Raw genomic sequence first — 24,752 nt, forward strand, 5'->3', positions numbered from 1 at the left:
TTTAATGATAAGCTATACTACTTTAGTACACATTAACTAAATGTTAATGATTGTATTGACGTGTGTTCGGAGGGAGGGAAAGAGAGATGTCAAAAACTGTCGTTCGCAAAAACGAATCGCTTGAAGATGCTCTTCGTCGCTTCAAACGTACTGTATCAAAATCAGGTACAATTCAGGAAGTTAGAAAGCGCGAGTTCTACGAAAAACCTAGCGTTAAGCGTAAAAAGAAATCAGAAGCTGCACGTAAACGTAAGTGGTAATTTTCCCTATAAAAACCCTACGTTCATAACACGCAATTTTCAGATTTAACTGAGCAGACAAATGATATAATCCCCAAGCTACTAATGTGGCTTGGGGATTATTTATTTATAAAGAATAAATACAAATATAGGACTGTTACGAAATTTAGAAAGTTTAACATTCCCTAATACAACAAAAAGAGCATATGATGAATAAGATGAGCCTGTTTAGTAGAATCTAATTAAACAGACTCGTTTTTTTTGTTTACGAATGAGAATAAATTAACCGTAAATGATGATTTTTATTGCAAATTATAGAAAATTATTAATTTTATGGTGGATTTAGCGTATAATAGACCGGTGAGGAGTCATTTTGAAAGAGGCGCAGATAAAAGTTATTTTTTTGAAACCTTTTATCTTTTCATCCGTATACCTACTATACATACAAATCAGCAAAGAGAGGTGAGAATAATGAAACGGACTAAGATCTTTAGTTGGATTTTTCTAATGGTCATGTCAATCGTGTTAGTATTTCCTTCCTTAACAGCATTTGCGAATGGTAAAGTGTATGAAATATCGGTTAACAATGAAATTGAAAAAGGGTTAGTCGAGCATTTAAAGCGCGGATTTAATGAGGCGAAAAGCAATAATGCTGAGGCAATTATCCTCAATATGCATACACCTGGCGGATTTGTCGCTGCGGCTTCTGAAATTGGCAGGCTAATGGATAGTACGGATATACCGATTATCGCCTTCATCAATTCTGATGCGCTGTCTGCGGGTGCGTACATCGCATTGCATGCGGATAAAATTTATATGACGCCTAATGCGACAATGGGGGCAGCGGCGGTTATTGATTCTGCCGGAAATACAGCTGGTGAAAAGGCAGAAAGCGATTGGCTTGCAAAAATGACGTCAGCTGCTGAAAACTCCGGACGGGATCCAAAATTCGCCCAGGCAATGGTCAGAAATGACTTTGATTTACCAGAGTTGAGAGCCCCGAAAGGAAAGCTTCTGACATTGACTGCTGAAGATGCCGAAAAGGTGAATTACTCTGAAGGAACTGTTGCTTCCATTGATGCACTGCTTAAAACACTGCAGCTTGAGGATAGTGAAGTTGTAAAGGTTGAGCAAACATTTGCAGAAAAGCTTGCGCGCTTTATTACCAATCCGATAATTGTTCCTATACTGTTGTCAATTGCCAGTATTGGATTAGTAGTAGAGTTGTACTCGCCTGGCTTTGGCCTTGCCGGGTCAATGGGGCTTGCTTCATTAGGTATGTTTTTCTTTGGTCATCTCATTGCAGGATTTGCAGGATATGAAACACTTATCATTTTCGTCATCGGACTGATTTTAGTCATTGCCGAACTGTTTGTACCAGGTGGCATATTAGGTATCATCGGGGGCGCACTAATTATTGGAAGTTTACTTTTTGCAGGGGAAAGCTTCGCCCATATGGCATATTCGATTTTAATTGCAATGATAATTGCAGGTATAGGAATGGTGATACTTATGAAATTCTTCGGGAAAAAGTTGCATATGTTTAATCGTCTCGTACTGAGAGATGCTACGTCGACGGAAGAAGGCTATGTTTCAAATACGAACCGAATTGAATTGATAGGCAAAGTAGGTCAATCTATTACACCGTTGCGTCCATCAGGTACAGTTTTGGTTGGTCAGGAACGTCTTGATGTGGTAACACAAGGTGGCTATATGGATGCTGGTAAAACAGTAGAAATAGTAAAAGTAGAAGGCTCACGTATTGTCGTGAGAGAATTTATTGAAAAAGGTGGAGAAGGAATATGAGTATGTTTGAAGATGCAGGAACCATTACATTAATTATTGGATTAATTATTGCATTTGTCATCTTGGCAGTATTTTTCACATTTGTTCCAGTCGCACTATGGATTAGTGCACTTGCAGCAGGTGTAAGAGTAAGTATTTTCACATTAATCGGGATGCGTTTACGTCGGGTAATCCCTTCACGTATCGTGAATCCGTTAATTAAAGCACATAAAGCAGGTTTGGACGTAACAATTAACCAATTAGAATCCCACTATTTAGCAGGTGGTAATGTTGACCGTGTTGTAAATGCATTAATCGCAGCACACCGAGCAAATATTGAGTTAACTTTCGAACGTGCAGCAGCAATTGATTTAGCTGGACGTGACGTTTTAGAAGCAGTACAAATGTCGGTTAACCCTAAAGTTATTGAAACACCATTCATTGCAGGTGTAGCGATGAACGGTATTGAAGTAAAAGCAAAAGCGCGTATTACAGTGCGTGCTAACTTAGACCGCCTAGTCGGGGGTGCTGGTGAAGAGACGATTGTAGCCCGTGTAGGTGAAGGTATCGTATCAACATTAGGTTCTAGTGCATCACATTCAAAAGTATTAGAAAATCCAGATTTAATCTCTCAAACAGTACTTTCTAAAGGTTTAGACTCTGGTACAGCTTTCGAAATTCTATCGATTGATATCGCAGACGTTGATATCGGTAAAAACATCGGTGCCGAGCTTCAAATTGAGCAAGCACAAGCAGATAAAAACATTGCACAGGCAAAAGCGGAAGAACGTCGTGCTATGGCCGTTGCAAGTGAGCAAGAAATGATTGCAAAAGTTCAAGAGATGAAAGCGAAAGTAGTAGAAGCAGAGGCAGAAGTTCCTATGGCTCTAGCAGAAGCGCTTCGTTCGGGTAACTTTGGTATAATGGATTATATGAACTATAAAAATATTCAGGCAGATACATCAATGCGTGATTCCATTTCAAAAGTCTCAAATAACGAAAATCAGGATCCAAAGAATAAATAATCGAGGAAGGGAGTGAGCACTAGATGGAAGGATTTATCATAATGATCATTATATTTGTTGTCAGTTCCTTGTTAGGTAAAGGAAAAGAACAGCAAAAGAAAGAATCAAAACAGATGCCGCCATTTAGCAGTCAACCTGCTCCTCGAAAACAGGAAGTAGAACAAAGAACCGAGCAAAGACGTCCGAAATCTTTGGAGGACTTTGCAAATGAGGTATTTGGTCAGCTTAATGAAAAAGCAAAGCCAGTTGCACAAAAAGTGACTCAAGAGCTTCCTAAACAAGTAGAAAAGCCTGTTCTAGAAGCAAAGCGAGTTATAACTGATGTACGTACAGACAATCCAAATAGTGCACGTTCATTAAAGGAACGTCCAATTGTTGCATTGGCAAAAAAAGAGGCCGAAGCATTCCAGGTAGTGCCTTCTAGTCAACGTGATTTAATGCAAGCCATCATTATGACAGAAGTTCTGGGACCACCAAAGGCAAGAAGATAATCATAAGACTACCTATTACTGCGTAAATTAACGTAGAAATAGGTAGTTTTTTAGTTAAAAAAGTAACGGGCAGAATATAATTAATATTGAAGGGCATAAGAAATGGGTATATACATGATGAGAGGGGGAATTCAATTGAAAAGTGTTTGGATTAACGTCGTGATCATGAGTGCGTTCATTTTAGCAGCATGCGGGAATACTAGTAATGAGAATCTTTCAGATGCAGGTGAAACAAATATTGTTTATGAGAATGATGAGATGATTTCGCATAATCTGGAAGGGGTAACAGTTTCATTCGACTATCAAATCCAAAAGATAACTAATAGTGAGATGCTATCACAATCTACCAATTTACAATCTGGAGATTATTTACTTGAAGTTAGTGGAGAGATTTATAATGATTTTGAGCAAATGATTTATTATACACCTCATTTCAATATAGAAACTTCTGAAAAAGTGAAAATTGAGCAGTTGTCATCTACGGTTGGCGATGAGCAAATTTTAGTGAATCCGCAAATGAAAACGAATTTTACCGTTGTCTATTTAATTCCTAAGGAACAATACAATGAAAATGCATTTTTAAATCTCCGTGTTCCGGCAGCATTTAAAGAGCCGGACAGTGAAAGCTCCGGTGATGCGTTGGGAGATTCCGTAAATTGGGAAATTCCAATCAAATAAACTACACATGCCTTCTTTTTCCGTAGCATATAGTGACGTAAAAAGGAGGCTTTTTATTGAGAAAATTATTTCCTATAAATAATAAATTACAAATCTCCTCTTTTCTGGACATCCGCTATGATGGTTCCTATACGTTAGGAGATGTGTCCCCTACTGAATACAATTGTCATACGAAGGACTTTACTATGCATATTCGTGCTGGTGAGTTGGAAGTAATGCATCTGTTTGAGGAAGGCTTTTTAATTCATTGTAAAAAGCTTGAAAAATTGTCTATTGAGCGAATAAAAAAATGAAAAGGCCTTATAAAAAACTTATAACAATTAAGATGAAGCAATCGAAAGAAGCCCATACTTTTATTACGCTCCTGAAAAAAAATAATGTTCGAATTACACAACTTCGTTTTCCACAAAAGGAAATTACTTTCCAGCTTGCATACAATGACTTATCCTTAATTCGAAAGCTTAGAAAACAAGCGAAAGTTCGAATTGCAATTCGCTATAGTGAACCGGAAGTTATTTTGCAAAAGGATTTGAAGACAGGTATAGGGCTGATTTTGCTGCTTATAATCCCATTATTATTATCACGGTTTATTTGGCAAGTGGAAGTTGAAGCGCAAACCGTAGAACTCGAGGATGAGGTGATGGACTATTTGCAGCAGGAAGTAGGGATAGAATTTCCTGTGCGAAAGAGTGCATTTATTTCCGATAATGAAATTCGTCAAACAATGATGAGGCAGTTCAGGGAGTTTTCTTGGGTACATATTATGAAAAATGGCAGTAAAGTTACAATTAGCCCACAGTTAGCGCCGAAAATAGAACCGCCTCAAAAGCCAAGTACAAATCAATATTTAGTTGCTGCAAACAATGGAGTCGTTACACATTTTCAAATCGAAAAAGGAATTCGTAAAGTAGAGCCGAATACAACAGTTTATCGTGGGGATGTTCTCGTATCTGGCATTTTGGAGTACGGAGAAAAGTCAATAATGATAGGAGCGGAAGGTAAGGTATTTGTCGACTATTGGCTCGAAACCTCTTTTACCATTCCGAAAACAATTAAAATGGAAGTATTGGATGATTATGGTTGGAACTATAAAATTAACTGGAGTGAAATTGGAGCTTCAATTGAGCAAAAATCATTTAAACCGTTAAAGTCAATTGTGACTTACGAACCGTATAGAATGTTCCAGAAAAAAACGGAGAAGATAAGTGAGAAGGATATCGAATCAGTTATTTTACCATTACTACATGAAAAGATGATTTATTCATTGCCGCTTGAATCCGCGATTAAAGCAGAAAAACTTTTGCACGTGTACGCTGATGATGATACAGTTAAAGGGAAAGTCTTGTATTTAGTAAATGAAAATATCGCAAAACCACATCTAATTCACCAAGGAGAATGAGTATGTCAGAAAAATATGTTGAGCTACAAATCGACAATCCAAATGAAGCGGTCATGCTTTTGGGAATGTCTGATGCAAATATAACATTGATTGAAGAAACTTATAATGTCCAGATTATTACGCGTGGCGAAGTAATTCAGATTGCAGGCGATGATGCAGCAAAGAAAAAACAAGCACATTCAGTATTAGAAGCATTACTTAAAGTAATAAGGAAAAATATTAATATTGATCAGCGCGATGTGACGACAGCGATTGAGATGGAAAGTAAAGGCACAATTGAATATTATGCAGAACTATATGATGAAGAAATAGCGCGCAATACTAAAGGAAAGCCGATTCGTGCCAAAACAATTGGTCAGCGAGAATACATTCGGGCAATCCGTCATAAGGATTTAATTTTTGGTATTGGTCCAGCCGGTACAGGTAAAACTTATTTGGCGGTTGTTATGGCTACACAGGCCTTAAAGAATGGACATGTAAAACGTATAATTTTAACCCGTCCTGCAGTTGAAGCGGGTGAATCATTAGGGTTTTTGCCGGGTGATTTAAAGGAAAAGGTTGATCCTTATCTACGCCCTCTATATGACGCTCTGCACGACATTTACGGGCAGGAACAGACTCAACGTCTAATTGAACGTGGAACAATTGAAATTGCACCTTTAGCCTATATGCGCGGGCGTACATTAGACGATGCATTCGTTATTTTGGATGAAGCCCAAAATACAACACACCAGCAAATGAAAATGTTTTTAACACGTTTAGGTTTTGGATCTAAAATGGTAATTACTGGTGATAAAACGCAAATAGATTTACCAAAAAACACCGAATCAGGTCTCATCATTGCAGAACGCACATTAAAATACGTGAAAGACATTCACTTCCAAATATTAGAACAAGGGGATGTAGTGAGGCATCCTTTAGTAGCAAGAGTAATACAAGCTTACTCCGACCAGGAATTATAATTTTACGCAAAGAGCAGTTGCACCGTGCAATTGCTCTTTTTGGTCTTCTGATAATTTCAGATTAAAAGCTCAAAGTTACATAAATAAATGGTATCATTTGTAAATAGAAAAAATCTTTGGTTCATCACCATAAGTTGGGGATGACAAAATTGAAAGAATAAGATTTTTTAATGAAATCCGTTCTGTTGCGCTACGGGAAAAACGCGTTGAAGCAAGTGTTTTTGAAGCTCGCGTCCGTTGTACTACGTTCTGGGGCAGGCTTTCCGGGCGGAGTGGCTCCAAAGCTTTTGTAGATTAAATTGCGTAACGAGATAAATAGAGGAATGAATTTCCGTTATTTTTAAAATAACATAAAAAATAGTGAAAATAACGGAAGGGATTTCCGTTATTGACCTAAAAAACATGAAATTTCAGGATTTTATTTAAAATAACGGTAAAACGTTCCCTTATTTTTCCTAAAACGAGTTACATCATTCAAATAGCGGTAAAATCTCCCTTTATTTTAGGAGGGCACTGAAAAACTTAATAATAAGGCACTTTCTGTCTACTAAGGCGTTTTGCCCACTCAAAGTTGGTCGGATACTTCAGTGCTTTTATTCTACCACTTTATAACGAGGGAAAATTTTCGGATTGGTGGGCCTCGCAAACGGTAATAAAGGCAGTGATAAAGACATGTATCACGTGGTTTTAGCGCGGTCTACCGTAGCCCACGAATCAATCAATTGAAATTTTATTAGAAAATCTTCCCCATGTTATGGTGATGAGCGGAATCTTTCGTTTTTAATAGATAATTTTATAGGCGGAAAGACATTTATTAGAAAAACATACAAGCTTTTCGTAACAACGAGGATATAAATTTGTTAAAATAAAAGTAGAAAGTAAAGTGGAGGTGCATGATCATAGAGAAAATAAAAAAGCTCATCCAATTAATAAGTTTTCGTGCGTTGCTAATTATCGTACTTGCTGCTACGGCATTGTTACAATTTTCTTTGATGATTGATAATGTCCGTGGTGTTACATATGATATTAAATTAACAGAATTATCACCAGAAACAATTCGTTCAATAAAAACCATTGAAGATACTGTCAAAACAGAACTGGAAGTAGAGAATGCCGAACGTTCAGTAGAACCTGTTTACATATTTAAAGAAGATGTACCAAGCCATCGTGCTACTTTCGTTACGACTATATTTGATATTGTATTGGACGTAAAAAAGGATATTGGGAATCAGGATGGCGAAGTAGCCCAATCTGAACAGCTAGAGTTATTGCGTTCAAGTCTAAAAGATATAATAGAGAATCAGCAGACCCTGATTTTATCGGATGCACAGCTATTAAATTTACTGAATGCTACACAAGGGAATATTGAATCGACACGCGATTCGCTGGCCACATTGGTAGAAGCGAATTTAAATCGTCCTCTTCGGAAGGAAAATCTGATTACATATCGTAATGACCTTGAAAGTAAGATTCGTCAGCATCCTTCCATATCGGAAGGCTTAATGAGTGTAGCTGTTGCTGTTGGACGTGCTGCTGTCGTAGAAACAGAAATACTTGATGAAGAAAAAACAGCAATTGCTGTGCAGCAAGCTAAAGATGCGGTTGAACCGACCCGGATTCTGCAAGGACAAATCATTGTTCAGGAAGGCGAAGTGGTTACTAGGGAGATTTACCGACAACTCGAATTACTGGGGATGCTGGATAGTGAGGAATCGATCAAACCAATTGCCGGTCTATTCATATTAATTCTTCTGCAGATGTCATTTTTATTTGCATTATTCGATCGTTCAAAAAAGGACCCTGCAAAAAAGCGTAACGAATTATTCGTTACGATGATTGTCTATACTATTGCATTGGTTATGATGAAATTGATTGGTATGATTGCAGGGAATTTCGATCTAACGATTGCATTTATATTCCCTTCAGCCATGGTGACTATGCTTGTTCGTGTATTGGCAAATGACCGTACAGCAAGTATTGTAACGGTAATGACCGCAGCATCTGCAGGCATTATTTTTCATGAAGGTTATTCGGCCATTTTACAGATGGATATGGCACTTTATATTTTATTTGGTGGTTTTGCATCAATTATTTTCATGCGCAGTCTGGAAAAGAGGAAAGATATTTTACAGGCCGTTGGTATTGTAACGCTTGTTAACATACTATTTATTGCATTTTATTTACTTATGGCACAATCCGGCTATGGCTTTGTGGAAATTTCATTCTATGTAGCGTCTGCAATCATATCGGGATTATTATCCGGTGCACTGATGATGGGCTTACTTCCATATTTTGAGTCTGCATTTGGACTTTTATCAGTCATGCGATTAATTGAACTATCGAACCCAAACCATCCACTTTTGAAAAAAATCTTAACGGAAACGCCTGGTACGTACCATCATAGTATTATGGTAGCGAATTTAGCAGAAGCTGCCTGTGAAGCAATTGGAGCGGATGGCTTGCTGGCAAGAGTAAGTTGCTATTATCATGATGTAGGCAAAACGCGAAGACCGATGTTCTTTATAGAAAACCAAATGGGTACAAACCCACATGATTCCATGTCACCTGAAAGCAGTGCGGAAATTATCATTGCTCACACAACTGATGGGGCAGAGCTTCTCCGCAAGCATAAAATGCCTCAGGAGATTATTGATGTTTGTTTACAGCATCATGGGACAAGTACATTGAAATACTTCTTGTTTAAGGCGAAGGAAGAAGGGAAAGAATTGGATGAAAGTATATTCCGCTATCCTGGTCCAAAGCCACAAACGAAAGAGGCAGCAATTATTAGCATTGCAGATAGTGTAGAGGCTGCAGTAAGGTCATTGCATCAGCCGAGTGCAGAAAAAATTCAAAAGCTTGTACAGACGATTATTCAGGACCGTGTGCAAGATGATCAGTTTGATGAATGTGACATTTCTTTGAAAGAACTGAAAATTATTGAAGATATTTTATGTGAAACTTTAAATGGGACGTTCCACTCGCGTATTGAATATCCAAAGGAAAAATAGGAGGGAACAAATTGTTATTAATTGATTTTTTAGATGAAACAAATGAAGTGAAAGATTCGCATTTAAAATTGGTGGAAGAACTTCTGCAGCACGCTGCAGAGCATGAAGGAATTGAAGATGGATCAGAAGTTTCGATTACGTTTGTAACGAATGAGGCCATTCATGAAATTAATCGTGAATATCGCGATAAAGATCAACCGACTGATGTTATTTCATTCGCTCTGGAAGAAATGGGTGAAGGGGAAATGCAAATTATCGGAGAAGGTATACCGCGTATATTGGGAGATATTATTATTTCGACGGACCGCACAAGAGAGCAGGCAACAGAATATGGGCATACTTTTGAGCGTGAGCTAGGCTTTTTGGCGGTGCACGGATTCTTGCATCTACTCGGGTATGACCATATGACGCCAGAAGATGAAAAAGTTATGTTCGGAAAGCAGGATGCCATTTTACAATCATACGGCTTAGGTCGTGATACAAATGAACGTCCGTAAGTTTTTCCAATCATTCCGTTATGCAATGGAGGGAATACTTACAGCTCTAAAGGAACAAAATTTCAAATTTCACTTAGTGAGTGCAATAATAGTAATCCTTGCTGGTTTATTGACAGGCTTAACTGCAGTGGAATGGAGTATTATTCTAATGGTAATTTTCCTTGTCATAGGTGCAGAGCTGATAAATACAGCAATTGAACGTGTGGTTGATCTTGCATCCCCGGAATTTCATCCTATTGCAAAGCAAGCAAAGGATGTTGCAGCAGGTGCTGTACTTGTTTTTGCGCTCGCAAGTGTTATAATCGGACTACTCATATTTTTACCAAAATGGTTTTAATTTCTTTTGGAATATAAGAATACTTACTGGAAAGTTATTACTCTGCTCGACGGTTGAACTTGGAAACAAGGTCAGGTAGTGATTAAAATAATATGTATATGTTGGGGGAACTGACGATGAACATGGAACAACTAATGGAACAATCAAAAATTGCACGTGAAAATGCCTATGTACCTTATTCAAAATTTAAAGTAGGTGCAGCATTATTGGCCGAAGACGGTACTGTATACAATGGCTGTAATATTGAAAATGCAGGATATAGTATGACTAACTGCGCGGAACGTACAGCATTTTTTAAAGCGGTTTCGGAAGGCAATATGAAATTTAAAGCACTTGCGGTTGTAGCAGATACGCCAGGTCCATGTTCCCCATGTGGGGCCTGTCGACAAGTAATGAGTGAATTTTGTGCACCAGATATGCCAGTCTACTTAACAAATATGAATGGTGACGTTCAGCAAACAACAGTAGGCGAGCTAATTCCAGGTGCTTTTAATACGGAGGATATGAAAAATGCAGGAAAATAAAGGTTACAAGTCGGGCTTTGTCTCGATTGTAGGTCGACCAAATGTCGGCAAATCAACATTCTTAAACCGAGTGATTGGTCAAAAAATCGCTATTATGTCAGACAAACCCCAAACGACGCGAAATAAAGTTCAGGGTGTATTAACACAGGAAAACTCTCAGACGATTTTTATCGATACACCGGGAATTCATAAGCCTAAACATAAGTTAGGCGAATTTATGTTAAAAACATCACGTAATGCATTAAGGGAAGTTGATGTCATTATGTTTATGGTGAATGCAGAGCAGGCAATAGGTAAAGGCGATGAATTTATCATCGAGTTACTGCAGGGCAATAAAACACCTGTATTTTTAATCATTAACAAAATCGATTTAATACACCCAGATCAATTAATGAAAATTATTGATTCCTATAAAGATAAGTTTGATTTTGCGGAGATAATTCCAATTTCGGCTTTGCAAGGAAACAATGTAGAAAATTTATTGACGACAATTGAAAAGTATTTGCCGGAAGGTCCGCAATATTATCCAGCAGACCAAGTAACAGATCACCCGGAGCGCTTTATCATCTCTGAATTAATTCGTGAAAAAGTATTGCACTTAACACGCGAAGAAATTCCGCATTCAATTGCTGTAGTGATTGAACGCATCAAGCCTCATGAAGAAAAGGAAAATATGATTCATGTGCAGGCGACTATCATGGTTGAACGTGATTCGCAAAAAGGAATTGTCATTGGGAAGCGCGGCGCCCTTTTAAAAGAAGTTGGCGTACGTGCGCGCCAGGATATCGAAATGTTGCTAGGCTCAAAAGTTTATTTAGAGCTTTGGGTAAAAGTACAAAAGGATTGGCGTAATAAGCAAACGCATTTACGTGATTTCGGCTTTAGAGAAGACGAATATTAAAAATATGAACAGATGCAGCTTTTATGTTGCATCTGTTTTTTATTCATTTTTTCATTTTTGCTAGTGTATACTTGAATAAACTTTAGTATTATAAGATATAATAGGAATTATTTTACAATAAACTTAGTAGGTGAAAGATTGAATACATTGAATAAATTTTTGCTGTCACTGTGGGTCGTCTCATTGGCAATTTTAGTGTTCGTTATGGTGACAATGAATAAAGACAATCCAATACTCATGGCAGAAGGGCAAATGACTGCACCAGTTAAAGAGCAGATTGCCCAAAATAGTAATATAAAAAAAACTTTTGATTCGGTATCTGAGCTTGAATCAGTACAGGAACCAGAGATTGAGCCACAGCCAGAAATTATAAAAGAATCTATGCGACTGGCGATGGTTGGCGATGTCCTGCTTCATTTGAGGCTCGCTCAATACCAGGACTTTACGTCATCTTTTGCAGGGGTGGCATCTACCATGCAAAGTTATGATTATTTAATTGCGAATCAGGAATCACCACCTGTAGGGAACAAATATGCATTAAGTGGCTTCCCTCAATTCTCGAGCCCTCCTCATATTGTTCGAGATCTTCAAAATGCAGGTGTAGATATGGTTACTATTGCAAATAACCATATAGTTGACAAGGGGGAAGGTGGTGTCCGTACGTTTTTTGAAAATCTAGATGAGTACGGCATGCCTTACGTAGGGGCTTATAAAAATTCTGAAGATAAAGCAAACCACCGAATTATTGAAGTAGGTTCGATAAAAATCGGATTACTTGCATATACGTATGGTACTAATGGGTTGTATTTACCAAAAGGCTCCCCATATATTATCAATTATATCGATGAGGCAAAAATAAAGACGGATATAGAATTATTAAAGGGAGAAGTAGATGTCGTAGCAGTTTCAATGCACTGGGGACCAGAATATGTATATAGCGAAAGTGACTATCAGAAGCATTTCGCAAAAGTTTTAAACGAAGCAGGGGCACATATCGTATTGGGGACACATCCGCATGTGCTGCAACCTTATAAAAAGCTTATAACTGAACAAGGCCATGAAACACATGTCTTTTATTCCCTAGGCAATTTCTTTTCGACGATTTTAACAATTCCCAACACAATGATTGGCGGGATCGCTAGCCTGGAAATTATGAAGGAAGGCGATGTCATTACCATTCACCAACCAGAGCTTTATGCAACATCCGTATTAAAGGATGCTGATGGTGTTTATCGAGTATATCCATTAAAAGATGTAGAACAGCGCTCCGTTCAAAATTTAGATTGGGTAAAGAAAATAATTGGAGATGAGGTAACCGTTTATTAAACATTTGATGTAGCAGTACGGTATAATAATACTACGATAGAATTAGAAGGATGTGCAATAGATGCTACATAAATGGGAAGGCATCGTTTTAAAAGCGCGTGCTTACGGTGAATCAAATAAAATTGTTACAATTATGACTCGTGAAGCGGGGAAAGTAGCGTGTATGGCGCGTGGAGCAAAAAAACCTACAAGCCGCCTAGCTGGTGTGACTCAGCCTTTTATGCACGGCTCATTTTTAGTACAGCGTACGTCAGGTATGGGAACATTGCAGCAAGGTGAGCATTTCAATTCAATGCGCCATATTCAAACAGACATTACAGCAACAGCCTATGCGAGCTATATTGTGGAAATTGTTGATCGTTTAGTTGAAGAAGGTAAACCCGAGCAGTATGCCTTTGAAATTTTAATACAGGCGCTAAATGCGATTGAAGAAGGCTATGACCCTGAAGCGATTACATTATTTGTAGATTGGAAGATGCTCCCGTATGCTGGGGTGCAACCAATTTTACATGCATGTGCCGGCTGTGGTGCAGTAGACGGGGAATTTGCTTTTTCATTTTCACAAGGTGGCTTTATATGTCATCGTTGTTTTCATATGGACCAGTATATCATTCGACTATCTCCAACACAGTTAAAACTCATTCGCATGTTTTATACAGTGCCGATTGATCAAGTAGGTAAGCTTGAACTGAAGTCACAGACGAAGCAATTTATAAAGAAAATTGTCACGACTATCTATGAAGAACAAACAGGAATTAGGCTGAAATCACGAAGTTTTATAGAGCAATTGGAGCGTACACCTTTATTGCAACGTGAAAAAAAGGAAGAAAACTGAATTAATTGCCTAGGAAATAAGCTAGTCAGATGGAGCGTTTCTACATTTGACTAGCTTTATTATTTGGAAGGATGATAAAGGATGCATCAGTTTACAAATGAGAATATAACGGTTTTTCAAAGTGTGCTCTATCAAACAACGTCCGCAGTAGTTAAAACAAAGCAGGCAATCATTTTAACCGATCCAAATTGGTTGCCGAATGAAATTGATGAAATAAAAGCATACATCCGATCAATTATTGGGGGCAGGAAATTATTTATTATTTATACCCATAGTGATTATGATCATATTATTGCAGCCGGGGCCTTTCCAAATGCTACGACAATAGCGAGTGAGGCATTTGTGAACCGTCCGGATAAAGAAAAAGTGTTGGAGGAAATACATCAGTTTGACGCGCAGTACTATATACAAAGAGATTATCCGATAATATATCCAACGATTGATATCGTTATTAAAGAAGATGGTCAGACAGTAGATTTGGAAGATGCGTCATGCACATTTTATTTGGCACCCGGGCATACTCAGGATGGTTTATTTACTGTGATGGAACATTATGGGGTTTTATTGGCGGGAGATTATTTATCGGACGTTGAGTTTCCCTTTATTGAGGATTTGAAATCTTATAAGAATACATTACAAAAGGCAGCAGCAATTATATCTGATAAAAAAATTCAAACACTTGTACCGGGTCATGGCCAAGTTACAAATGATTTTATCGAAATGCAAAAGCGGGTAGACGAGTCGATGTTATATTTGAATAATTTGAGTAAGGGAATTGATCAAGAAGAAGCATTGCGAAATCAATATCCTTTTTACAATGGATTGAAAGATATGCACGAATCAAATAAAAAGATAGCTTCAACATAGAAAACGCCAAGTACTTAAGGGAAACTTAATTACTTGGCTTTATTTATAGTTTCATTTCACTTTTGCTTCTTGCTGACCTTATAGTTCACTACTTACCATTTGATCCATACGTTCCATTACACGTCTTTTCCGATAGAGCATCATTCCTGCTTCGGAAATATCTTCAATCATAGATTTGTTAATAAATGCCCCGAAAATCATACCTGCCACTGGAATCATCTGGAATAGCTTTTTCATACCAAAATTGTCTCTGTACGTATAAAATACTTCCTGCCATCCTTGCAGTTGGGATACCATATTTTCGGAAGAGCGGGGCTGTTCATAGTTTTGGGCAAGTTCATTTAATATCGCCTCTTTACCGACGATATCGGATGAAGCGAATTGCAGACATTTAACAATAAAAATACGCTCTGTTTTTTCATTTGGATCATAACCATGAATCAGCGCAATTTCCTGCAATGTTTTTAAAGCAATGCCCAATATAACGGGGATATCAATTGCTAATGTAAAAATACCGCCAACCCCCGTAGATGCCCCCTGTACCGTAGCAATATTCGCCCGGTTTTTCTGAAGCTTTTCACTAATTGCCACCATATCATCTATCGGCATTTGACCAATGTCTTGTATGGACGAAACCGAGTGCAATGTATGCTTTTGAATATGGCGCATCATTGTCTTCTCACTTACTAAATATTTACCGCCCGTTTGCACATAACTTACTAGTTCATCTACTAATACTGAAATTTTTTCCTGAATGAATTTAGGTGTTAATTTATCAAGTATTTTGAATGGAATACGACCAATTTTTTCCCAAAACCATAAGCCGCTTTGGTCTTTTTCCCATTGTTGAATAGCCTGTAAATAATCCTCCAGCTGTTGTTTAGTTTCCAAAGTTCATCCTCCTAATAGACCTGCTAGTCAATTTACGAATTCAAGCAGTAAAGGTTTCATCGCTGTTACTCCAATTGTGTTAACAAGGGAGCTACATCTTCCATTAATCGTTCATAAAATAATTCTTCAAGTTTGAGATGGTTATGATGCTGCTTCTGTTCGAAAAGACTGTACATTTTCTCGATTTTCTCGTTTGAAAAGCGGAAATGATGGTTGAAATGGTCACGTTTATTGTCCTCGCTTAAATGCATATAGCCTCGAATGATTGTATACAGTTGATGGTATTTTTTATTAGCTTGCTCATACGCTTCTCTACTTAAACAACCTAAAGCACTGCCTGGTTCATCAAAGCGGCGATAAAAATCCTTCGCTTCACGATAGGCTTCAAGCTGCATATTTGCGGTATATAAAATGTGGTGCTGCCCACGATGGTCCGGACATTCGAAATGGAGTATCGCTTTGACAAGTTGAGAGATTTTATCATACGTATCTAAAGGTTTTACAGATGTGTCTTTTAACTGAAAAAACATAATTCCACCTCGTTGTTTATCTTTTCAGAAAATTATAGCGTATATCAAATTGAAATGTTAGTAATCTCTTTCTATTTTTACCATTTTAATAAAGGAATTTGATGTTGGTATAAAATGCTCGTTTAGGAATAAAAAAGCTACAATAAACTAAAATATTGTAGAATAATTTTGACAATTCAGAAATTTATTATGTATAATATCGTTATAAGAAAGTAGTTACACAATATGCGTAATTGGAGGTTATATTATGAATCTACCTAAAGTTCAATTTACAGAAGAACAAAAACAATTTAGACAGGAAGTGCGGAGCTTTTTAAAACAACATATTGAGAAAGGGACCTTTGAGACTCGTTGTGACTCATGGTTGAGTGGATCGAATCCTGATTTCTCTAAAATTGTAGCAGAGCAGGGCTGGATTGGGATGACTTGGCCGAAGCAGTATGGAGGCAAAGAACGCAGTACGTTAGACCGTTACATTTTAACAGAGGAATTTTTGGCATTTGGAGCTCCAGTAGCTGCTCATTGGTTTGCTGACCGTCAAACTGGACCGCTGTTACTGCGTTTTGGTACAGAATATCAAAAGGAATTCTTCCTGCCAAAAATTATAAAGGGTGAATGTTTCTTCGCTATTGGGTTAAGTGAACCAAACAGTGGATCAGATTTAGCGTCCGTTACAACACGTGCCGAAAAAGTTGAAGGTGGCTGGATAGTAAACGGTGCAAAAACTTGGTCCAGTAATGCCCAGGATTCGCATTACATGGTAACGCTTATCCGAACAGAACCATTAGGTGAAAAAAAGCACGAAGGTCTTTCGCAGTTTATTATCGATTTGAAAGGTGAGGGAGTGACTATTACGCCAATTCGCTATTTGACAGGGGAGCCACATTTCAATGATGTATTTTTCGATAATGTATTTGTTCCGGATGAAATGGTCGTCGGAACACTAGGCAACGGGTGGAAGCAAGGTTTGGCAGAGCTGGCATTTGAGCGTAGTGGACCTGAGCGTATTTTAAGTACATTCCCGCTTTTAAATGAAGCGATAGAGCAATTAAAGAAAAAGAGAGATTATGCCGGATTGGAAGAGGCAATGAAACTAGTTGCAGAGCTTTGGTCATTGCGTAATTTATCTATCGGTGTCGCTAAAGTACTTGAAGAAGGTGGCGAAGTAAATATTCCTGCAGCACTTGTAAAAAGTATCGGCACGAAATTTGAACAGAAAATTCCGGAGATCGTACGTTTATTGCTTGACGTTTATCCGGATCTACAAAGCGAAAAAGAGATTGAACGCTATTTGGCAGAATCCATTTTACATGCACCTGGCTTCACGATTCGTGGTGGCACATCCGAAGTTCTATACGGAATTTTAGCAAAGGGGGTTATTGCACAATGAGTGAAATAAAAGAGATGGTCGCAGAAGTAGTAGAAAAAGTATTGAAACATAAAGTCGAAAAAGAAACGGTGGATTTACTGGAGGAGAATCTCTGGGCTGAAAATGTATGGCAACTCTTACTTGAAAATGAATTGCACAATGTAGCAGTCAGTGAAGAAGAGGGGGGGGCAGGTGGAGATATTGAAGATTTACTGGAACTGTATGGCCTGATTGGAAAGTATGCTGCACCTGTTCCATTCATTGAGCATACATTAGCCAACTATTTACTAAAACAGATTGATATAAAAGGGTATGAGCAGTTGACAACGTACAGTATTACTGCCCCGCTTCAGCTTAAGGAAGATGCTTTGTTTGGTACGTTAAAGCATGTTCCGTGGGCTAAATACGCTGAGAAGATCGTTGCATTGGCACAGGAGGGTTCACAGCAGTTTATCGTTGTTGCAGATCTGGAAAATGCGGTATTGAAAAATGGGACAAACCTAGCTGCAGAACCAAGATCAGAAGTTGTTTTCGAAAATATGAAAGCGCTTCAAAAAGTACCGATTACTGCAAAACAGTATATGTCACTTTCGAAATTGGTTACAGCAGCATCTGTCAGTAAAATGAACGGTGCCCTTACGACAGTATTCCAGCTAAGTGTGCAATTCAGCAAGGAGCGCGAGCAATTTGGCCGACCAATTCATCGATTCCAGCTCGTGCAGCAGCATTTGGCGAATATGGCTGGCGAACAGACGTTAATGACAGTAGCAACGAACAATGTGCAAACATTATTGGGCGACGGACAAGAGGGGCTCGAAGTAGCGTATACACGATTACGAATGGATGATGCAAGCCGCGCAGTTGCCACTGCCGCACATCAGGTTCACGCAGCAATCGGCGTTACACACGAGCATCGATTACATCAATTTACACGTCGCTTATGGGCTTGGAGAGATGAGGAATTTACGGCTCGCTATTGGAAGCAGCAGTTAGCTAAGCAGATGCTAGAGTCGAAAATGGATTTATGGGAAAGTATTACAGAACAAAATGAAGCGCATGTTCATGCATAAGGAGGAAGAAAATATGGCGGATTTATTATTTGATGTGAAGGATCATATTGCAACGATTACACTGAATCGTCCAGATAGTATGAATGCATTTAGCGAAGAAATGATTTTATCGTGGATTAAGGCTTTGGAAGAAGTACGGGATAATGATGATATACGTGTTGTCATTTTAAAAGGTAACGGCAAAGCATTTTGCGCCGGTGGTGATGTGAAAGCGATGATTGCTGGAAATGGATTTTTCAATAGTGAAGAAGATATTACTTCAACAGCTTTGGCTCGTAAAAACTCGTTATGGAAAAAGGTTCAGCGTGTCCCTCTTCTCCTTGAAGAAATCGATAAGCCGGTCATTGCACAAATGCATGGATTTGCGATGGGTGCGGGGCTGGATATGGCATTAATGTGTGATATCCGAATTGCTGCACAATCTGCTAAGTTCTCAGAAAGCTATATTAATGTTGGGATTGTTCCAGGAGACGGGGGTGCGTATTTTTTACCTCGTATTGTAGGAATTGATCAGGCGCTTGATATGTTATGGACAGCGCGCGTATTAACAGCCGAGGAAGCGAAGGAAACACGTTTAGTTACCTACGTTGTCAATGACGATGAACTTGAGGACTATACATTGAATTATGCGAAAAAATTAGCTGCTGGACCAATTGAATCAATAAAAATTATTAAGCGTGCGGTTTACCAAAGCCAAACAATGAGCTTACGTTCGTCGCTGGATTATATATCTTCAAAAATGGGCCTAGTAACGGAATTACCGACATACGAAGAAGGGGTTAAAGCAATTGTAGAAAAACGAAAAGCCGTATTTAAATAATACATCTCAAAAGGGGTATGCGGATGAAGAAAAAAATGCTCGCAGCTATTTCGATAGCTGCTATGTTGTTGGTAGGTTGTCAAAGTAATATTGAGCGATATGGGGAGCCTTTAATTTTTACTACAGGTACAACAACAGGTGTCTTTTATTCACTTGGTGCAGGAATTTCTACAATGTGGACAAATGAGCTGGAAAAGCGTGTCGCTTCACAGGCATCTAATGGAAGTATTGAAAACTTGAATTTAATGCGAAAAGGCGAGGCGAATATTTCCTTTACAACAGTCAATATTGCATATGAAGCTTACAACGGTGTAGGAAGCTTCGAAGGAAGGCAATATGAGAACGTTCGTATATTAGGGAACTTATATCCAAATATCAGTCATATTATTGTGAAAAAAAACGATAAATACAAATCGATTGAAGATTTAAAAGGAACTAGCTTCGTATTCGGAGCAGCGGGGAGTGCCACTGAAGTGGAATCTCGACTTGTCCTTGAGGCACATGGCATTGGGGAAAATGATATTAAAGCCAACTATGTCGGGTTTACGGAAGCTACAGATTTAATGCGAAATGGTCAAGTGGAAGGTGTCAATATATACACAGGGGTACCAGCAGCAGCCGCGACAGAGCTTATTTCAACAGTAGATTCCAGAGTATTAAGCATGTCTGATAGCGCAATTGACTATTTAGTGGAAGAATACCCTTGGAACTTTGCTTATACAATCGAGCCAAACACATATGATAAACAGCCGGAAGCAATTCAAACTGTCGGTCAATACAGTACGATCGTCATTGATGAAAGTATAAATGAAGAAACCGTTTATCAGTTAACGAAAGCTTTATGGGAAAACTTAAGTTCACTTGAAAAATCCTACAGTATTGCAAAGCAGTTCAGTCCGGAAAATGCGGTTTCGGGAACAGCGGATATTCCGCTTCATCCAGGAGCAGAGCGCTATTATCGCGAAATTGGTGTTGTCGAATAAAAGTAAAGGGATAAGGAGGAAACTTTATGACTGGAAAACCTCTTGAAAAAGATGAGCTACAGCAGCTAATGGATCTTGAAGATAAAAATATAAATTCACGTACCTATATTGGTCTATTTGGCAAAATCGTCGTTGGGGTTGCAATTATTTGGTCGATTTTTCAAATTTATATGAGCAGCATTGGCGTAATGGAAGCAACAAAGTTTCGTGCATGGCATTTAGGATTTCTACTTTTATTTAGCTTTATTTTTTATCCCGCAACAAAGAAAAGTGTAGGGACGAGAAGGTTGCCTACATGGTTTGACAGTATTTGTATTACGTTATCGATATTCGTGACATTATATTTTGTTATTGTATATGACATTCTTGTTCGTGACCGAGCAGGGGAAAATACGATTCTTGATCTATGGGTCGGTGCGATTGCCATTTTACTATTATTTGAAGCGGCACGTCGTGTAGTCGGCAATGCATTGACATTAATAGCATTATTTTTCCTAGCTTACAATTTCTTTGGTGCCTATATCCCAGGTATACTTGGACATTACGGCTTCAGTTTAGAGCGAATTATTAACATTATGTTCTGGGGTGGACAAGGTATTTTCGGTACAGCACTTGGTGTATCGGCAACATACATTTTCATTTTCGTACTGTTTGGTGCCTTCTTGAAAAATAGTGGCTTTTCGGATTTTATTAACGATTTAGCGCTAACGATTGCAGGTCGAACAGCAGGTGGACCGGCTAAAGTTGCAGTATTCGCGAGTGCGCTTATGGCAACTATTAGCGGGAGTGCTGTAAGTAATGTTGTAACAACAGGTACAGTAACTATTCCAATGATGAAAAAGGCTGGTTATTCGAAAAAATTCGCCGGTGCTGTAGAGGCAGTTGCTTCAACCGGGGGCTTGATTGCACCTCCTGTAATGGGGGCTGCTGCTTTCATTATGGCTGAGTACTTAGGAGTTTCGTATTCAGTTGTTATGCTGGCTGCGATTATCCCGGCAGTGCTCTACTATTTAACACTGTTTATGATCGTCCATTTTGAAGCGAAGAAAATGGGGTTATCGGGTATTTCAAAGGAAAATATTCCAATAGCCAAGCAAGTTTTGAAAAATGGTGGACACTTATTGATTCCATTATTTATTTTATTATTTATGTTGTTTGCCGGTTATTCGCCACTATATGCAGCCATTTTTGCGTTATTCTCGATCGTGCCGACAGCGGCCATCCGCAAGCACACACGCATGAACTTGAAAACGGTGATTGATTCGGTCGTCGAAGGGGTCAAAGGAGCAATCAGTGTAGGGATTGCCTGTGCCATAGTCGGTATCGTTATTGCAACAATTACGTTGACGAGTATCGGTTTAATCATCGGTAACAACGTATTAAGCTTTGCTGGCGACAGTGTTATGTTGGCGGCTATATTAACAGCGGTTATTAGTATCGTGTTAGGAATGGGTATCCCAGCCACTGCGGCATATATTATTGTGGCAACCATTTCAGTACCGATTTTAACGCAATTAGGTGTACCAGCGATAGCAGCTCATATGTTTGCCTTTTACTTTGCTGCTTTATCCAGTATTACACCACCTGTAGCGTTGGCGCCATATGCAGCGGCCGGTATTGCAGGGGAATCCCCAAATAAAGTATCGTTTGAGTCGGTTCGTTTAGGGATGATTGGTTTTATTGTACCGTTCTTCTTCATTTTCAATCCGGCCCTCCTATTAACAGGCGGTACAATTGGAGAATATATTATTGCAGCGATTACGGCATGTATCGGTGGGGTATCAATTGCGGCTGGGATTAAAGGTTATTTATTCCGCCGGACATATTTTATCGAGCGAATTATCTTCTTTTTTGCAGGCATAGCACTAATGGATACGACTTTACTCTATAACCTAATAGCATTGGCAATGATTGCTATTGCTGTTGCAACACAAATTATGATGAAGCAGCCTGAACGTAAAGTTGCACCATCATTAATAAAAGGTGAAGAAGCGAGGTGATGGGAATGCGCCCATTAGAAAATATAAAAATATTGGATTTATCCCGCGTTTATGCGGCACCAGCAGGAACGATGATTTTGGCGGATTTAGGTGCAGAAGTTATTCGAATTGAGCATCCGAATGGTTCTGATAGTATGCGTGAATGGGGGCCCTTCATAAATGGTGAGAGCACCTATTATATTAGTGCCAACCGTAATAAAAAGTCGATTACTTTAAACTTAAAGGAACACTCGGATAAAGAAGTTCTACTGGATTTAGTAAAAGAATCGGATGTCATTATTGATAATTTTAAAACGGGTGATATGAAAAAGATGGGGCTCAATTATGAGAATCTTAAACAAATTAATCCGCGCATCATTCAATGCTCTGTAACGGGCTTTGGCCAAACGGGACCCCTTGCCAATGAGCCAGGCTTTGATCCAGTTATCCAGGCAATGAGCGGCTTAATGGATGTAACAGGACATCCGGATGGGGAAGCAACGAAAGTAGGAGTGCCAATTGCCGATATTTTAACATCCCATTATGTAGTGATCGGTATTTTATCAGCGTTGCGTATGCGTGATTTAACAGGGAAGGGTCAGTTTATCGATTTAGCGCTGCTCGATGTCCAAATGAGCTCCCTTGCGAATATTTCAAGCGCATATTTAAATACAGGCTTTGAATCTTCCAGACTAGGAAACAAACATAATAATGTAGCGCCATATCAAGTATTTGAGTGCGAAGATGGTCCACTCATGTTTTGTGTAGGGACAGAAGATCAATTTAGAAAGTTTTGCGAGATGGTTAATCGACGTGAGTGGCTTTCGGATGAGCGTTTTAAGACGAATACACTTCGTAAGCAAAATGAACGTGCATTGACAGCATATATTTCTCAGGTCACGTTAACAAAAACTCGGGATGAATGGATTGAGTTATTGCAGCACTACAAAATTCCAGGTGGACGCGTCAATACTGTAGCAGAGGCTTTTCAACAACCTCAAGTTATTGCGCGTAACCTAATAGGGGAAATGGACCATCCGGTATATGGGACTGTAAAATTTGTGAAAAATCCCCTGCAATATTCCGAATTGAACATTTCCTATGATAGTAGCCCGCCGCTTTTAGGTGAGCATACTGAAGAAATCCTGAAAATGAATAAAAACTAAAGTAGTATAAATGGCATCACCAAAGACTATTTGGAATAATTCTTTTGGGATGAAGATATTAATAACTTGCTATTATATACTGGAAACAACTTTATTGTAGAGATTATTGCCATGAGTTAGATGGCGGGAAAGATAATGATGACTTTTAACATAAGCCCTTCTTTTTTCTTCCAATTAATTTTGATACTATTAGGAAAGGGGGGGCGTCTGAATGGAGCAAAACAAGTTTGAAAAAATGTATTTAATGCAGACCGTACAAAAAACAATTGTTATACTGCGTGCCTTTACAAAAGAACAACCTAAGCTGTCTTTAACAGAATTAAATAAAAAAACAGGTATCGGATTATCAAGTCTCCAAAGATTTGTAGCTACTTTAGTATATGAAGGATTTCTAATTCGAGATGATCGTACGAAACATTATCAACTTGGCTTATCGTTAATTCACTTAGGGAAGTTAGTGGAGGAAGAATCCAGTATCATTACAATTGCGCAGCCTATACTCCAGCAGCTTAATCAGAAAACAAATGAAAGTATTTCAATGAGTATTATTGATGGCAATGAGCGCCGTTGTATTATGAATATAGAAAGTAATTATGCATTATCAGCACGTAATCATGTTGGAGATACTTCGCCACTATATGCAGGGGCCTCTGCAAAATCAATGCTGGCCTTTTTACCCCAGGAAGAAATCGATGAGTATTTAAATAAGGTGGATTTGCAGCGTGTGACAGAAAATACTATTGTTGATCGTGAACAGTTACTGCAACAGCTACAGCAAGTGCGTGAACAACAATATATTTTTACAAGAGCAGAACGCATTGTTGGGGCCTGTTCCTTCAGTACTGCCATTATCTCAAATGGAAGACCGATTGCATCCATTGCAATTATTATTCCGGAAGCACGCTTTGATGAGGCGCAATTTGACGACTTACGGGATTTGATTCTGCAGGCGAAATTTGATATTGAAAGGCAACTTAATAAGTGAAACAATCCAACCGGGTATGAATCGGTTGGATTGTTTTTATTTTGATAGGGTAAGGAGTGAATAGGGAAATAGAGGAACGAAT

The 24,752-nt window shown here is 38.6% G+C and carries 25 protein-coding genes; 23 read left to right on the forward strand and 2 right to left on the reverse strand.

The genetic code is table 11. The features are described from left to right. Positions 1-86 precede the first annotated feature (86 nt). The 16 genes from rpsU (at position 87) to H9632_RS02210 (ending at position 14,877) form a co-directional block, all read left to right on the forward strand. Positions 87-260 (forward strand): 30S ribosomal protein S21, encoded by a 174-nt coding sequence (rpsU, locus tag H9632_RS02135; RefSeq protein WP_004227078.1) that lies wholly within the window; start codon positions 87-89, stop codon positions 258-260. Positions 261-710: 450 nt separating this feature from the next. Then, a complete protein-coding gene (locus H9632_RS02140) occupies positions 711-2,045 on the forward strand; it encodes an NfeD family protein (protein ID WP_191702469.1) in 1,335 nt (444 codons plus the stop codon). Then, positions 2,042-3,049 (forward strand): flotillin-like protein FloA, encoded by a 1,008-nt coding sequence (gene floA / locus H9632_RS02145; protein WP_191702470.1) that lies wholly within the window; start codon positions 2,042-2,044, stop codon positions 3,047-3,049. Before H9632_RS02140 ends, floA begins: the two co-directional genes overlap by 4 nt. 23 nt (positions 3,050-3,072) lie before the next feature. Continuing rightward, positions 3,073-3,540: a hypothetical protein gene (locus H9632_RS02150; protein WP_191702471.1), complete on the forward strand. Its 468-nt coding sequence runs from the start codon at positions 3,073-3,075 to the stop codon at positions 3,538-3,540. A 135-nt stretch (positions 3,541-3,675) separates the two neighbouring features. Next, positions 3,676-4,218, forward strand: coding sequence for a hypothetical protein (locus H9632_RS02155; protein ID WP_191702472.1), 543 nt, complete (start codon positions 3,676-3,678; stop codon positions 4,216-4,218). Between the two features lie 56 nt (positions 4,219-4,274). Next, positions 4,275-4,511 carry an RNA methyltransferase gene (locus H9632_RS02160; RefSeq protein WP_191702473.1) on the forward strand — a complete coding sequence of 79 codons (237 nt, stop codon included), beginning with the start codon at positions 4,275-4,277 and terminating at the stop codon, positions 4,509-4,511. Continuing rightward, positions 4,508-5,617, forward strand: coding sequence for a sporulation protein YqfD (locus tag H9632_RS02165; RefSeq protein WP_191702474.1), 1,110 nt, complete (start codon positions 4,508-4,510; stop codon positions 5,615-5,617). Before H9632_RS02160 ends, H9632_RS02165 begins: the two co-directional genes overlap by 4 nt. A 2-nt stretch (positions 5,618-5,619) precedes the next feature. Continuing rightward, the gene (locus H9632_RS02170) at positions 5,620-6,579 is read left to right on the forward strand and encodes a PhoH family protein (RefSeq protein WP_191702475.1); all 960 of its coding nucleotides are present in this window, start codon (positions 5,620-5,622) and stop codon (positions 6,577-6,579) included. Positions 6,580-7,472: 893 nt separating this feature from the next. Further along, the gene (locus tag H9632_RS02175) at positions 7,473-9,590 is read left to right on the forward strand and encodes an HD family phosphohydrolase (RefSeq protein ID WP_191702476.1); all 2,118 of its coding nucleotides are present in this window, start codon (positions 7,473-7,475) and stop codon (positions 9,588-9,590) included. Positions 9,591-9,601: 11 nt separating this feature from the next. After that, the gene (ybeY, locus tag H9632_RS02180) at positions 9,602-10,087 is read left to right on the forward strand and encodes an rRNA maturation RNase YbeY (RefSeq protein ID WP_191702477.1); all 486 of its coding nucleotides are present in this window, start codon (positions 9,602-9,604) and stop codon (positions 10,085-10,087) included. Further along, positions 10,074-10,424: a diacylglycerol kinase family protein gene (locus H9632_RS02185; RefSeq protein ID WP_191702478.1), complete on the forward strand. Its 351-nt coding sequence runs from the start codon at positions 10,074-10,076 to the stop codon at positions 10,422-10,424. The genes ybeY and H9632_RS02185 overlap by 14 nt, the downstream gene beginning before the upstream one ends. A gap of 116 nt (positions 10,425-10,540) precedes the next feature. Next, positions 10,541-10,948, forward strand: a complete 408-nt coding sequence (locus tag H9632_RS02190; RefSeq protein ID WP_191702479.1) for a cytidine deaminase — start codon at positions 10,541-10,543, stop codon at positions 10,946-10,948. Then, complete coding sequence (gene era / locus H9632_RS02195) at positions 10,935-11,849, forward strand: GTPase Era (protein ID WP_191702480.1); 915 nt, start codon at positions 10,935-10,937, stop codon at positions 11,847-11,849. The genes H9632_RS02190 and era overlap by 14 nt, the downstream gene beginning before the upstream one ends. Before the next feature lie 138 nt (positions 11,850-11,987). Further along, entirely contained in the window at positions 11,988-13,175 is a 1,188-nt protein-coding gene (locus tag H9632_RS02200; protein WP_191702481.1) for a CapA family protein, read from the forward strand. Between the two features lie 61 nt (positions 13,176-13,236). Next, a complete protein-coding gene (recO, locus tag H9632_RS02205) occupies positions 13,237-14,010 on the forward strand; it encodes a DNA repair protein RecO (RefSeq protein WP_191702482.1) in 774 nt (257 codons plus the stop codon). Positions 14,011-14,091: 81 nt separating this feature from the next. Then, on the forward strand, positions 14,092-14,877 hold the full coding sequence (locus tag H9632_RS02210) for an MBL fold metallo-hydrolase (RefSeq protein ID WP_191702483.1): 786 nt from the start codon (positions 14,092-14,094) through the stop codon (positions 14,875-14,877). 78 nt (positions 14,878-14,955) lie between these two features. On the opposite strand, the gene H9632_RS02215 is transcribed toward H9632_RS02210, so the two are convergent. Both H9632_RS02215 and H9632_RS02220 read right to left on the reverse strand, forming a co-directional pair. Beyond that, the gene (locus H9632_RS02215) at positions 14,956-15,768 is read right to left on the reverse strand and encodes an EcsC family protein (protein ID WP_191702484.1); all 813 of its coding nucleotides are present in this window, start codon (positions 15,766-15,768) and stop codon (positions 14,956-14,958) included. Between the two features lie 65 nt (positions 15,769-15,833). Next, entirely contained in the window at positions 15,834-16,298 is a 465-nt protein-coding gene (locus H9632_RS02220; RefSeq protein ID WP_191702485.1) for a hypothetical protein, read from the reverse strand. Between the two features lie 247 nt (positions 16,299-16,545). On the opposite strand from H9632_RS02220, the gene H9632_RS02225 reads away from it, so the two are divergent. The 7 genes from H9632_RS02225 to H9632_RS02255 all read left to right on the forward strand — a co-directional run bounded on the left by H9632_RS02225 (position 16,546) and on the right by H9632_RS02255 (position 24,670). Then, positions 16,546-17,688 carry an acyl-CoA dehydrogenase family protein gene (locus H9632_RS02225; RefSeq protein WP_191702486.1) on the forward strand — a complete coding sequence of 381 codons (1,143 nt, stop codon included), beginning with the start codon at positions 16,546-16,548 and terminating at the stop codon, positions 17,686-17,688. Further along, positions 17,685-18,737, forward strand: coding sequence for an acyl-CoA dehydrogenase family protein (locus H9632_RS02230; RefSeq protein ID WP_191702487.1), 1,053 nt, complete (start codon positions 17,685-17,687; stop codon positions 18,735-18,737). The genes H9632_RS02225 and H9632_RS02230 overlap by 4 nt, the downstream gene beginning before the upstream one ends. Positions 18,738-18,750: 13 nt before the next feature. After that, on the forward strand, positions 18,751-19,557 hold the full coding sequence (locus tag H9632_RS02235) for an enoyl-CoA hydratase/isomerase family protein (protein WP_191698292.1): 807 nt from the start codon (positions 18,751-18,753) through the stop codon (positions 19,555-19,557). 23 nt (positions 19,558-19,580) lie between these two features. Then, entirely contained in the window at positions 19,581-20,540 is a 960-nt protein-coding gene (locus H9632_RS02240) for a TAXI family TRAP transporter solute-binding subunit (protein ID WP_191702488.1), read from the forward strand. Between the two features lie 26 nt (positions 20,541-20,566). Then, positions 20,567-22,540, forward strand: coding sequence for a TRAP transporter permease (locus H9632_RS02245; protein ID WP_191702489.1), 1,974 nt, complete (start codon positions 20,567-20,569; stop codon positions 22,538-22,540). Between the two features lie 5 nt (positions 22,541-22,545). Beyond that, on the forward strand, positions 22,546-23,685 hold the full coding sequence (locus H9632_RS02250) for a CaiB/BaiF CoA transferase family protein (RefSeq protein ID WP_191702490.1): 1,140 nt from the start codon (positions 22,546-22,548) through the stop codon (positions 23,683-23,685). 211 nt (positions 23,686-23,896) lie between these two features. Next, positions 23,897-24,670 carry an IclR family transcriptional regulator gene (locus H9632_RS02255; RefSeq protein ID WP_191702491.1) on the forward strand — a complete coding sequence of 258 codons (774 nt, stop codon included), beginning with the start codon at positions 23,897-23,899 and terminating at the stop codon, positions 24,668-24,670. Positions 24,671-24,752 lie beyond the last annotated feature (82 nt).

It is taken from the genome of Solibacillus merdavium (genome assembly GCF_014836935.1).
Taxonomy (GTDB): domain Bacteria; phylum Bacillota; class Bacilli; order Bacillales_A; family Planococcaceae; genus Solibacillus; species Solibacillus ferritrahens.

Coding starts and splice junctions, on each gene's coding strand:
- H9632_RS02230 (WP_191702487.1), top strand. CDS start 17,685: ATGAGTGAAATAAAAGAGATGGTCGCAGAAGTAGTAGAAAAAGTATTG.
- H9632_RS02150 (WP_191702471.1), top strand. CDS start 3,073: ATGGAAGGATTTATCATAATGATCATTATATTTGTTGTCAGTTCCTTG.
- H9632_RS02190 (WP_191702479.1), top strand. CDS start 10,541: ATGAACATGGAACAACTAATGGAACAATCAAAAATTGCACGTGAAAAT.
- floA (WP_191702470.1), top strand. CDS start 2,042: ATGAGTATGTTTGAAGATGCAGGAACCATTACATTAATTATTGGATTA.
- H9632_RS02175 (WP_191702476.1), top strand. CDS start 7,473: ATGATCATAGAGAAAATAAAAAAGCTCATCCAATTAATAAGTTTTCGT.
- recO (WP_191702482.1), top strand. CDS start 13,237: ATGCTACATAAATGGGAAGGCATCGTTTTAAAAGCGCGTGCTTACGGT.
- H9632_RS02255 (WP_191702491.1), top strand. CDS start 23,897: ATGGAGCAAAACAAGTTTGAAAAAATGTATTTAATGCAGACCGTACAA.
- H9632_RS02245 (WP_191702489.1), top strand. CDS start 20,567: ATGACTGGAAAACCTCTTGAAAAAGATGAGCTACAGCAGCTAATGGAT.
- H9632_RS02220 (WP_191702485.1), bottom strand. CDS start 16,298: ATGTTTTTTCAGTTAAAAGACACATCTGTAAAACCTTTAGATACGTAT.
- H9632_RS02250 (WP_191702490.1), top strand. CDS start 22,546: ATGCGCCCATTAGAAAATATAAAAATATTGGATTTATCCCGCGTTTAT.
- H9632_RS02165 (WP_191702474.1), top strand. CDS start 4,508: ATGAAAAGGCCTTATAAAAAACTTATAACAATTAAGATGAAGCAATCG.
- rpsU (WP_004227078.1), top strand. CDS start 87: ATGTCAAAAACTGTCGTTCGCAAAAACGAATCGCTTGAAGATGCTCTT.
- H9632_RS02235 (WP_191698292.1), top strand. CDS start 18,751: ATGGCGGATTTATTATTTGATGTGAAGGATCATATTGCAACGATTACA.
- H9632_RS02240 (WP_191702488.1), top strand. CDS start 19,581: ATGAAGAAAAAAATGCTCGCAGCTATTTCGATAGCTGCTATGTTGTTG.
- H9632_RS02210 (WP_191702483.1), top strand. CDS start 14,092: ATGCATCAGTTTACAAATGAGAATATAACGGTTTTTCAAAGTGTGCTC.
- H9632_RS02185 (WP_191702478.1), top strand. CDS start 10,074: ATGAACGTCCGTAAGTTTTTCCAATCATTCCGTTATGCAATGGAGGGA.
- H9632_RS02225 (WP_191702486.1), top strand. CDS start 16,546: ATGAATCTACCTAAAGTTCAATTTACAGAAGAACAAAAACAATTTAGA.
- H9632_RS02140 (WP_191702469.1), top strand. CDS start 711: ATGAAACGGACTAAGATCTTTAGTTGGATTTTTCTAATGGTCATGTCA.
- era (WP_191702480.1), top strand. CDS start 10,935: ATGCAGGAAAATAAAGGTTACAAGTCGGGCTTTGTCTCGATTGTAGGT.
- H9632_RS02170 (WP_191702475.1), top strand. CDS start 5,620: ATGTCAGAAAAATATGTTGAGCTACAAATCGACAATCCAAATGAAGCG.